Source organism: Primorskyibacter marinus, from assembly GCF_003313245.1.
GTDB lineage: Bacteria > Pseudomonadota > Alphaproteobacteria > Rhodobacterales > Rhodobacteraceae > Primorskyibacter > Primorskyibacter marinus.
Window position 1 is genome coordinate 1 of record NZ_QJSD01000038.1, and the last position, 11402, is coordinate 11402.

Here is an 11402-nt window from a genome sequence, read left to right on the forward strand (position 1 = left end):
AGAGAAAGGGCCAATCGCCCTCGAGGGGGCGGTTCAGGAACGCCTGCACCCGCTCGTCCCTCTCGAGCCATCGCTGCGCGATGCCCTGCCGGGCAGTGGATCTCCTCGCACAGCCGCGACACCTGGCTCTTCGAAGTGCCGGTCAACCCCATGGCGCGCACCAGGTCATCCACCGCGCGGGTGGAGACGCCTTGGATATAGGCCTCTTGGCTCACCGCCATCAGCGCTTTCTCGGCGGTCCTGCGCGGCTCGAGAAAGGTCGGGAAGTAACTGCCTTTACGCAGCTTCGGGATGTTCAGACCGATGGTCCCCGCCCGGGTGTCCCACTGTCGCGGCCGATAGCCATTACGCTGGTTCTCGCGGTCCGGGCTGCGCTCGCCATGCGCGGCACCGCAGACAGCGGCCACTTCGATGTCCATAAGCCGCTGCGCGGCGTCCTGGATCAGATCGCGCAGAAAATCCGCGTCATCGCTCTTGGCGATCACCCCCGGAAGGTCGATTATGGGGTTGGTCATCGTGTTCTCCTTCGTTGTCGTCGGTCTTTGAACAGCCTCAGACTACGAAGAGCCGCGGTGGCCGCCAGCCCGGCCGCGCGCTGCGCTAAGCCAATGGCTTCGCGCGCGGCATCCTACACCACAGGGTGGGGCACAACCAAGAAAGTCGAGATGCTCTTTGCCCACCTCAAACGCATTCTCGGGTTGGGACGACTGCGATTATGTGGGCCGTGCGGCGCAAATGACGAATTCCTACTCGCCGCTACGGCCCAAAACCTCCGCAAGCTGGCCAAGATCCTTCCTGCACCGCGGCAAACGCGCAAAGCCTGATCAGAAAGGCGCTCGCGGTCAGTTCGGCGCACTACTTTCAGCGACCGTAACACGTTGTTTTTCCACAAAATCGGCGGAAATCCGACATTCGCCGCGTCCGCAATTTCAAATTGCCACCTGCAGAGAGCCGACGTTCAAGACAGCTTCGAGCCCAGCATTTGGGATGTAGGCGGCGAGTGTGAGCCCACGTTACCGAATGCTGCGATCCGCGCGCACGCCCTCTGGTCCCGTTCGCCTTAATCTCGTTTCAACAGTTCCGTTCGAATATGCGCGGCACGCCGTATGGCGGTCAGTGCAGCGCCAGTAGTGGCGATCCACAGCGCCCAAGTCAGGACCGTGCCTGACGCTGCAAACAATGGTTCGAATATTGCGAGCATCGCGGCACCCGTCACCAATGCCATGCGCTGCGGTTTCGCCATCGGACCGCTGAAGTCAGGTGCCAGGTCAATCCCGGCCCCCAACTCGCGGGTATAGGCCGTCAGCACTGACATCGCGCCTGCCGCCAGTCCCAGCGAGAGATTTCCGACGCCCAAACCTACCCCTGCAAAGATCAGCAAGTCCGACACGCGATCAGGAAATTCGTTCCAAAGCGGCCCGTCAGGCGCACTCTTGCCCGCTTCGACGGCGACCATTCCATCAAAAAGATTGCACAACAGCCGTAGCTGGCAGAAAAACGCGCCAAGGATCAGAAGTGCGCCGACACCGAAAACACTGCCCACATGACCACTGGCTGCGAACGCGATACCTGCCACAAGTGCAGCCCCCATGCTGGCTTGAGATATAGCGTTGGGCGTCGCGCCCTTGTTTGCAAGCCAAGCGGCACAGCCTGCGGCCCATTTCGTATCACGGCTGCTTAGTGGGCGGCGGTTCTTGAGGTTAATCATGGGCTTCTTTCGTGCTGATCCTAGGGTTTTCCCGATGCTGGCGCAGGATGTTGTAAGTAAAGATATAGCTTAATGACACGCCAAGCGGCACGGTGATCGTCATCGCTATTTCCGGCGTGCCGCTCAACCAATGCGCCGCAACCAGCAGAAGGGCTGAACCGCAGATCGCGACCAAAGGGGGCACCCAGTATCCAGGTCCGCGCGATAAGCGCGGGCGCATCCAGTCGACAGAGTATTTCAGTCCGAATGTCAGCGCGCCCGAAATCAGCCCCTGCACAAACCCCGCCAGAAGCATCGTGTGTATACCGTGCCCTGCGTTTGCGAAGACGGCCCAACCGCCCATAGCCAGAAAACCGACTGCTACATGAAGCGGGGTCGAGGCTGTCAGGCTTTGAATATTCAATGCAGATCCCAGTAAAATCGAACGATATGAAAGAAGATCGGCGCGGAAAAGATCACCGAGTCCAGTCGGTCTATGAAACCGCCATGCCCGGCGATAAGGTGGCCCCAATCCTTAACTCCACGGTCGCGTTTGATCGCGGACATAACCAGACCGCCAAAGAAACCCATCAGCGTTATGACCAGTGACAGCGCAAATGCCTGCAGAACGGAAAACGGTGTAATCCAAAACAGTGCTGCACCCAGCAAACTTGCGCTGATGACACCGCCAACCAGCCCCTCCAATGTCTTGGAAGGCGACAAGGTTGGCGCGATCTTGCGGCAGCCCAACAGTTTGCCCCAGACATATTGCAACACGTCTGAGGACTGCACAACGACGATTAGGAAGAAAATCAGAAATAGATTTTTTCCTTCATAGCCGGGAATATTCAAGCTTAGAAGTGCGGGTACATGGCTGACGCAGAAAACGGCGATCATCAAGGCCCATTGCGCTTCGGATACCCGGATCAGGAAATTTTTTGACTGCCCGTGCAACGTCGATAGAATGGGCATCAACAAAAACGCGTAAACGGGGATGAATATCGAATAGAACCCATACCAGCCCATGCCGACCGACAGGTATTGCAGCGGCAGCACGATGAAAACGGCGGCGGCCAGCGCCCAATGATCCGCCGCGGCGGTGTTGGTCAGCGTCAGAAATTCCCGAAGCGCTGCGAACGAGCAGATGGCAAACAGGATCACAACCCCTGCCGTGCCGGCGAGGAATGCAATAGCCATGATGGCGACCATCACCCACCAGGCGTTGATCCGAGCCGTCAGGTTCTGAATGGTTAGATTATCAGCTCCGGCTCGTCGTTTCAGGAGTTGAGCTGCGCCCGTGGCTATCAGCAGAACGGTCAGCACAAGGCCGAGCAGAATGATGAAATGTCCGTTCATGTCAGTTCTTTCTTTCAGGATTCAATGCGACGAGTGCGCTTTCGGCGCGCGCGAGGAAATTCGCCTTATCCTCGTCAGCCTCCAGTCGCATGGCTGCGCCAAAGGTGACGGTGCAAATCAACGGAATTGGCACCAATGCCCCCTTGGGCATTACGCGGTTGAGGTTCTCGATCCAAACCGGAACCATGTCGATCTCGGGGTTTGCCGTGGCGAGGTGAAATAAACCGGATTTAAACGGCAGCAGCGGCGACTGACCAGTGTTGCGTGTACCCTCAGGAAATAGGATCAGGCTATCACCGCCTTTTAGTGCGGCGCTCATCTGTGCCATCGGATCGACGTTCCGCGTCTCTGGATTGCGGTCAATCAGCACGGCATTGAAAACATCCCTGCCGATGAATGACTTCAACTTTGAGGTCAGCCAGTAATCCGCGCCCGCGACAGGACGGGCGCGCAGGCGCAAATCAGGTGGAAGGACCGTCCAAATCAACACAAAATCCCCATGACTGTTGTGATTGGCAAAATAGATGCGCTGCTCCTGCACCGGCGCGATACCCTCCCAAACGCCGCGGACAGCGGTCACGGCACGGGCAAAGCCAACGATTAGCGCGGCGGTGATGCGAGATGCTAAGTTCATGAAGATGTCTCCAAGCTGACGGCGGTTGCGCAAGGCCTACAAAACCCACACAGCCCTGTATCGCGAATTTGCTTCTTGGTTCAAAACCAAAGATTTTTAGCCTGGAACTGATGCTGTAACTCGGTTGGCACAAAAAACCCTATACATGCAATGGCGGGACTATCCTAAATTTTGTGTTCTGGCGTGGTAACTGCTCTTTATCGCATCGAGACACAAATCCGCAGCTTGCCTGCATCCCAGAGGCTGGCTGTCCGGCAAGACAAATCCGCCCAGATGGTCGCGGACTTCAAAACCTGGCTGAAACAGGCCAGAGCGCAGGTCTCAGCCAAATCCCCAACTGGTGAGGCGCTCAAATACCTTGCAAGATACTGGGACGGGTTGATCCTGTTCCTTTCCGACGGGCGGATCGAGATGGATAATAACACCGGCGAACGCACCATTCGGCCCATCGCCATCAGTCGCAAAAACAGTCTCTTCGCAGGTCACGAAGCTGGGGCACAAAACTGGGCAATCCTGGCCTCCCTCATAGAAACTTGCAAACTGATCGGGATCGAACCGCACAGCTATCTGACCCAGACCCTCACCGCCATCGTGAATGGGCATCGGCAAAGCCAGATCAGTGAGCTCCTGCCCTGGAACTACGCCAAAACCGTGTGATCGGAACACCGCTTACCCATATACCGTGCAACGCTGGTTACGAGTCCCTCTTCCGAGGTGCCCGCAACGCCGCTGTTGGAGCAGAGGGTTTTGCGGCTCGCACAGCTCATCGTGCGATCGCAAGCTCGGTTGGAAAAGCTGGTTTACCCGCCACAGAGTCCATAGGATAAGTCTGTCCGGGGAAAGGGGAAGCACGACGTTCATCGGATTTGGGCAACAAGGCCCGTCCGGATGGAAAGATCTGGATGCTCGAAGACGAAAGAAACTGGCCGCACCCGGCAAATCTGGCATGGCATCGAGAGAACATCTTTGGTCAAATGGCTGTCGATGGTCCCGCTCTTTAGAAATGAATACTAACCTGCCAGTATGAAAAACATAATTTCCCGAGGCCTATCAAAAGCCATTGCCCGTGCCCGGCCACAGCAGCCTGAAAAACCAAAGGCTGATCCGGTGGGCGATATCGGTATTCAAATGCCGCGGGATCAATCCAAAATCTTGTCGCGCTGTCTGTCAATTGATCTGGAGGTCGATCCCAAGGAAGCCCGGATATTCGCCTTTGCCGCGGTGCCGGAAGGTGACGGAGAGGGAATAGTTCATAGGAAAGGTGACTCAAGGGCCGCGTTTGAAAAACTCGACCTATTCTGCGCGGGCTTCGCGCATGTCATTGGGCACAATATTCTGTGTCACGACCTGCCGCACCTCATGGCGGTCTCGCCGCGCTTCGCAAAGCTCATGGATGGACCTATTGACACGCTGTGGCTCAACCCCCTGGCGTTCCCGCGCAACCCCTATCACCATCTGGTCAAACACTACCGCGATGGGCGGCTTCAAAGTGGTCACGTCAACGATCCCGAGTTTGACGCGCGTCTTGTGTTCGAGGTCCTTCGCAACCAGATCGACGCTTTCGTATCGCTGAACACGACGTCGCCGGAGACGATGTTGGCCTATCACTGGCTTTGCGGCCGAGGGCCGGGTAGCGACGGGTTTGATCGGTTGTTCAGGGATGTGCGCGGGGCGTCCATCCCGACCGAAGCCGAAGCGCATGGCGCTATTCGGACGCTGCTTAAAGAGGCTGCCTGCGGCGCGCAGGTGGAGGCTGCGCTCGAGCGGCTCCCGGACACTGGGCTGGGCTGGCCGATGGCCTATGCCCTTGCCTGGATTTCGGTCGCTGGTGGGGATTCCGTCATGCCGCCCTGGGTGCGGGCGCAGTTCCGTGACGCAGCACGGCTCGTCAAAGACCTGAGGGACAATAATTGTCGTGATCCGCACTGTGCATATTGCGCAGAACACAACGATCCCACCCGTGCACTCGAACGCTGGTTCGGCTTTCCGAGCTTCCGCCCGGAACCGGTTGACGAGGACGGGTGCCCGCTTCAGGAAAAGATCGTGGCGACGGCCATGGAAGGCGACCACCTGCTCGGCATCCTGCCGACGGGTACGGGCAAATCCATCTGCTATCAGATCCCCGCGCTGTCTCGCTTCGACAAGACCGGGGCCTTGACCGTGGTTATATCGCCGCTTGTGGCGCTGATGGCGGACCAGGTTCAGGGCCTGGTGCGGGCCGGAATTTCTTCGGCGGTTACGATTAACGGGCTATTGTCCTTGCCCGAGCGTCAGAATGCGCTCGACAAGGTGCGGCTTGGGGATGCTGCGATCCTGTTGATTTCGCCCGAACAACTGCGCAGCACGACAGTTCGGTCGGTTCTGGCACAGCGCGAGGTCGGGCTCTGGGTGCTGGACGAGGCGCACTGCGTGTCCAAATGGGGGCACGATTTCCGACCCGACTATCGCTACGTTTCACGATTTATCAAGGAAAGTTCAGGCGACGAACCGGCCCCGGTGCTTTGCTTGACCGCAACGGCGAAGCCGGACGTCGTGCAGGACATTCGCAGCCACTTCAAAGAGCGGTTGGGCACCGAGCTGGCGTTGATCGACGGCGGTGCATCGCGGTCGAACCTCAGCTTCCAGGTGTTGCCCACGCAGCGGGCAACCAAGATGACGGATATCCTCGACACGATCGAAGCCCAGCTTCCGCGCGAGGGTGTCTCCGGGGCGGTCGTTTATTGTGCGACCCGAAGCGCCACCGAGCGCGTGGCGGAGTTTCTGAAACAACAGGGCATCGCCGCCGAGCGGTATCATGCGGGCCTTAGCGCCGATGACAAACGTGAGATCCAGGAGGACTTCCGCGTCGGCAATCTGCGCGTAATCGCGGCGACCAACGCCTTTGGGATGGGGGTCGACAAGCCGGACATCCGTCTGGTGGTTCATGGGGACGTGCCGGGGTCGCTGGAAAACTACCTGCAAGAGGCGGGGCGCGCCGGGCGCGACCGTGAGCCTGCAAACTGCGTCCTTCTGTTCAATACCGAAGACGTTGATCGTCAGTTCAGTCTCAGCGCGCGGTCTCGACTCGCGCGGTACGAAATCGGCGCAATCCTGAAGGCGCTTCGGCGTCTTGATACGCGAACCGGAAGAGGCGGTCAGATCGTTGCAACGCCCGGTGAGATCGTTCACGAAGAGAAGGACCACGATTTCCAGCGCGACAGCAATACCGACGATACACGGGTAAAGACGGCGGTCGCCTGGCTGGAGGAGGCGCATCTTCTGAACCGCGAAGAAAACCGGGTCCAGGTGTTTCCTGCCTCGCTCCGGGTAAGGAGCATGCAGGAGGTGCGTAAAATCCTTGCATCCGCTGACATCACTCAGCGGCGGCGCAAGGACCTAGCCGCGATCGTGCAGCATATCATCGACGCGCCGCAAGACGAAGGCATCACCACCGATGAACTGTGCGGGATAAGTGGCCTGACGGTGTCGGGCGTGCGCAAGGCGCTGGCGGACCTCGAATCCTTGGGGATTGCAAAGGACGATACAAACATCACCATCTTCGTGCATGTGCGTATTAAGAATGCCTCGCCGAAACGGTTTGAAGCGGCATCCCGGTTGGAAGCCGACCTGATTGCGATCCTGAGAGAGCAAGCGCCAGACGCGGAAATCAACGAGGCTTGGCCCTGCCACCTCGCCTCGGTCGCGCAGGCCCTGCGAGAGCAGGGACACACCTCCGTGCGACCCGATATCGTCGAGGGGTTGCTCCGTGGGATTGCGCAGGATGGCCGTGACATGGATGGCGGCAAAGGCAATATCAGCCTGCGCAATGTGTCCAAAGGCAGTATCGTGGTGCGGATGCAAAGATCATGGGCGGTAATCGAGCAGACTGCTCAGCTTCGCAGGCAGGCCGCAGAGCGGTTAATTTTACACTTGACCGACAAGGTTCAGGCGGGCCTGCAAGGGAAAGATATTCCTGTCGAAACTACGCTTGGCGACCTTCTTGCGGCGATCAACAGCGATGCGCTGTTGCGGGCGTCTGTCAATGATCCGTCAAAGCTGATGGATCGCGCGCTTCTTTGGTTGCACGAACAGCGAGTGGTCACGCTTGGCAAGGGATTGTCCGTGTTCCGTTCGGCCATGACGCTGCACATCAATCCAAAGGGCGGCGGCTTTACCACCCGGCATTTCGCGCCGCTCGAAGACCACTACAGCGAACAGACTGTCCAGACCCATGTGATGGCGGCGTATGCGACCAAAGGTATCGATGATATCGATCAGGCGCAGCGGCTCGCGCATGACTATTTCGCGATGGAGCAATCCGATTTCGTGAAAGCCTGGATGCCGGGGAAAATGTCAGAGTTCAGACGGCAGGCGACGCCCCAGTCCTATGCCGCGATCGTCGACAATCTAGGAAATTCGACACAAGAGCAGATCGTGCGCGACGACCGCGAACAAACCAATGTGCTTGTGCTCGCGGGGCCGGGATCGGGCAAGACACGCGTGCTCGTCCATCGTGTCGCTTATCTGGTCAGGATCAAGCGCGAAGATCCAAACGGTATTCTGGTGCTTGCCTACAACCGTCACGCGGCCGCCGAGATCCGGGAACGCTTGCGTCTATTGATTGGCAAGGATGCTCGCTTCGTAACGGTCTTGACCATCCATGCCTTGGCCATGCGGTTGGTCGGCGCGAGTTTCGCAGGACGGGCAGGAACCGATGAGCCCGATTTTAAGACGCTTCTGACCGATGCCGCATGTCTTTTGCGCGGCGACGGGCTGGATAAGGTCGAAGCCGAAGCCTTGCGAGAGACCTTGATCCAAGGGTTCCGCTGGATTCTCGTGGACGAATATCAGGACGTAGGATCCGAGGAATATGCCTTGATCGCTGCGGTGGCTGGCCGCAGCATCGACGATCCTGATCAACGGATCAGCCTGTTCGCGGTCGGCGATGATGACCAGAATATCTATGCGTTTGCCGGTGCATCGGTGCGCCACATCCGGCAATTCGAAGAAGACTATTCAGCCAAGCCAGTCTTTCTGACGGACAATTACCGTTCATCGAAAAACATCATCAACGCAGCAAACGCCGTGATCGAAGACTCACATAAGCGCATGAAGGTCGGGCATGGGATTACAGTCAATCAATCCCGACAAAAAGACCCGGCTGGTGGCATGATGGCAAGCCTCGATCCCGTCGCACAAGGACGTGTTCAAATTCTTAGCTGTCCGGCTGGGAATGACGCTCAGGCTCTTGCAGCGGTTAATGAGATGCTCCGTTTGTCAAAGTTGATACCGGATTGGAACTGGAAGGGGGCGGCAATCATTTCTCGTGATTGGCGCAAGCTTCTACCGGTCCGAGATTTCGCTGAGGCACTAGGAATCCCCGTGGAAATGGCGAACGAAAATCTGCCAAGCATATGGCGCACCCGCGAAATGCGGGCATTTATCGGAGGCCTGCGTGAGAAGGCTGGCACCACGGTAGGGTTGGGCGAGTTGCTTGAGAGCCTGAACGCAATATCGACAAGTCGTTGGACCGACCGGATCGGCGAGGGGATTGGACAGCTAGCGCGCGAAGTTGATGGAAAACCGCTCACGACCCCGGATGCAATCGAATGGTTCGCAGAATGGTCGAAGGATTCATGGGGCGAGCAACGTGGTCTGAAGCTGTTGACGGCACATCGTGCCAAGGGCCTCGAATTTGATGATGTCGTGATCTTGGATGGTGGCTGGGAGCGGCCCTCGCGAAACGAAGACGAAGACGCACCGAGACGACTGTTCTATGTCGCCATGACACGTGCGCGGCGCAATTTGATCGTCATGAGCAACGATAATCACGAATATCTCCCAACCGAGTCGTCGTCCGTGGTCACGCGGTATCTGGTGCCCGACTTGGCGACGGTCCCCGGCCCACGCCGGTTCTTTCAATCGCCCGAAATGAAGATGGTCGACCTGTCATTCGCAGGACGCCAAGGTGATCGGCACGTTGTTCATAACGCGATCGCCGAAGCACAGGTCGGCGCGCCAGTCAGGCTCTCTAGTGTCGGGGGTCGCTGGCAGATCGAGGATGTTCGAGGGCGGGCACTCGGGCGGATGTCAAAAGCATTCGCGCCACCGATTGGCACGGAATTTATCTCCGGCGAGATCGCGGCGATCATACGTTGGGGGAAAGAGGATTCCGACGAGAGTTTTCATTACTTGATGAAACGCGAAAATTGGGAAGTCGTTGTGCCTGAACTGGTCTTCGAAGAGGTCAAGGGAGCTGAAAGGGATTTCAGAAAGGATCAGAACGGCATGTAGAGGGCGTATTTTTTTGAAAACTCTTGTTGATTTGAGCGCCAGCCGCTGGTTCAATTTCCCTTATTTTGTGGGGGAACTGCGATGTTGGGGCCGAAGCAAGAGGCGCAAGGCGCATTGTTCTACGAGTTCTCAATTGAGGATCACGTCCCGCAGGACCACCTGCTGCGCTCGATTGACCGATTTGTGGATTTGAGTAGCATTCGGGCACATCTTGCAGAGTTCTACAGCCACACGGGGCGGCCATCCGTCGATCCCGAGCTGCTGATCCGGATGTTTCTGGTCGGCTATTGCTTCGGCATCCGGTCGGAGCGGCGGCTTTGCGAAGAGGTCCATCTGAACCTCGCGTATCGCTGGTTCTGCCGCCTCGACCTGAGTGATCGAGTTTGGCAAACTGCTCACCAATGCCCACGCTCCGATGTAATCGCTTCTGTGGTTGCCGCGCGTAGTGCAAGAAGCTTTTGACCCTATTAGCGCGTGATCAAGTGCGGATTTCTGTCAGGCCTTCATGATGCGGCGTTTCCAGAAGCCGCGGGCCGGGATGGTGATCAGCAGATTGGGGCCAAATCTGACTTTCGAGCTCAATGCTCGTAGCGACTAACTGGTTTTCCCAATCCAGATCTGTTCGATCATTTTGCCCATTCAGGTCGTCGTCTTCTCACACTCCCCTCGGCACCGGCCCTAGCGGTTCGACATGAGCATCATGCCACGACCGCCATTGCCGGATCTCTGTAATCTTTATTCTTTGTCAGCATCGCCCAGATCTGGCGGGCCATCTTATTGGCGAGCGCGATCGCGACCAGCATCTTGGGTTTGCGCATCAACATGCGTGATAGCCAGCTACCCTCTACAATGGTGCGCTGTCCAAGCCAGTTCAGTCGCGACATTGCGCCAATGATCAACAGGCGCCGGATATCGGCCTGACCAGCCTTGGTCATGCGACCAAGGCGCTCCTTGCCTCCGGAAGAATGTTGCCGAGGCACAAGGCCCAACCAAGCCGCAAAGTTGCGCCCAGTTTTGAAGTCCGCCATGTCGGGACCGAACGCTTCGACTGCAACAGCCGTCAGCGGTCCAACACCCGGCATCGTCTGGAGCCGGCGTGCTCTGTCTGATTGGGCGGCCAGCGTCTTGAGCTTCGTGGTGCGCTCAATGATACGCGCGGTTTTCTCTGCGATCTGCACGAGTAAGTCCAAGCACTCTTCCCGGATCAGTGCATGCAAGTCGCCGGTCTCATCCCGCACAAACGCCGTCATACGAGCGAGGTGGGACATGCCGACTGGAAACACATGGCCGTGCTCATAGAGCAGCGCCCGCAACGCATTCACATCTGCGGTCCGCTGATGCACCAGGCGTTCCCGGGCACGGAACACGGCAGCGCAGGACTGCTGCTCGACTGTCTTGGGCTCCACGAAACGCATCTCGGGCTGACGTGCCGCAATGACAATCGCCTCGGCA

Annotated in this window: 6 protein-coding genes and 4 pseudogenes; 4 read left to right on the forward strand and 6 right to left on the reverse strand. The window is 57.9% G+C overall.

From position 1 onward, the window contains the following. Positions 1–515: pseudogene (locus tag DMZ65_RS18860) on the reverse strand (transposase); the annotation flags it as partial. Between the two features lie 135 nt (positions 516–650). On the opposite strand from DMZ65_RS18860, the pseudogene DMZ65_RS18865 reads away from it, so the two are divergent. Then, positions 651–824, forward strand: a pseudogene (locus DMZ65_RS18865) (transposase); the annotation flags it as partial. Positions 825–1060: 236 nt separating this feature from the next. Here the strand turns inward: DMZ65_RS18865 and DMZ65_RS18870 are convergent. Genes DMZ65_RS18870 through DMZ65_RS18885 form a run of 4 tightly spaced genes read right to left on the reverse strand, consistent with a single transcriptional unit; the run spans position 1061 to position 3677 of the window. Then, positions 1061–1708: a CDP-alcohol phosphatidyltransferase family protein gene (locus DMZ65_RS18870; RefSeq protein WP_116600261.1), complete on the reverse strand. Its 648-nt coding sequence runs from the start codon at positions 1706–1708 to the stop codon at positions 1061–1063. Further along, positions 1701–2111, reverse strand: coding sequence for a hypothetical protein (locus tag DMZ65_RS18875; protein WP_116600262.1), 411 nt, complete (start codon positions 2109–2111; stop codon positions 1701–1703). The genes DMZ65_RS18870 and DMZ65_RS18875 overlap by 8 nt, the downstream gene beginning before the upstream one ends. Next, a complete protein-coding gene (locus DMZ65_RS18880) occupies positions 2108–3043 on the reverse strand; it encodes a phosphatidate cytidylyltransferase (protein ID WP_116600263.1) in 936 nt (311 codons plus the stop codon). The genes DMZ65_RS18875 and DMZ65_RS18880 overlap by 4 nt, the downstream gene beginning before the upstream one ends. 1 nt (position 3044) lies before the next feature. Further along, positions 3045–3677, reverse strand: coding sequence for a lysophospholipid acyltransferase family protein (locus tag DMZ65_RS18885; RefSeq protein ID WP_116600266.1), 633 nt, complete (start codon positions 3675–3677; stop codon positions 3045–3047). A 195-nt stretch (positions 3678–3872) separates the two neighbouring features. Here DMZ65_RS18885 and DMZ65_RS18890 point away from each other — a divergent pair. The 3 genes and pseudogenes from DMZ65_RS18890 to DMZ65_RS18905 all read left to right on the forward strand — a co-directional run. After that, positions 3873–4334 (forward strand): annotated as a pseudogene (locus DMZ65_RS18890) (IS66 family transposase); the annotation flags it as partial. Positions 4335–4805: 471 nt separating this feature from the next. Continuing rightward, positions 4806–9950, forward strand: coding sequence for a RecQ family ATP-dependent DNA helicase (locus tag DMZ65_RS18900; RefSeq protein WP_116600265.1), 5145 nt, complete (start codon positions 4806–4808; stop codon positions 9948–9950). A gap of 81 nt (positions 9951–10031) precedes the next feature. After that, positions 10032–10334: pseudogene (locus DMZ65_RS18905) on the forward strand (transposase); the annotation flags it as partial. A 314-nt stretch (positions 10335–10648) separates the two neighbouring features. Here DMZ65_RS18905 and DMZ65_RS18910 read toward each other — a convergent pair. Next, positions 10649–11402: IS110 family RNA-guided transposase (locus tag DMZ65_RS18910; protein ID WP_116599802.1), on the reverse strand; the 754-nt coding region annotated here is incomplete at its 5' end.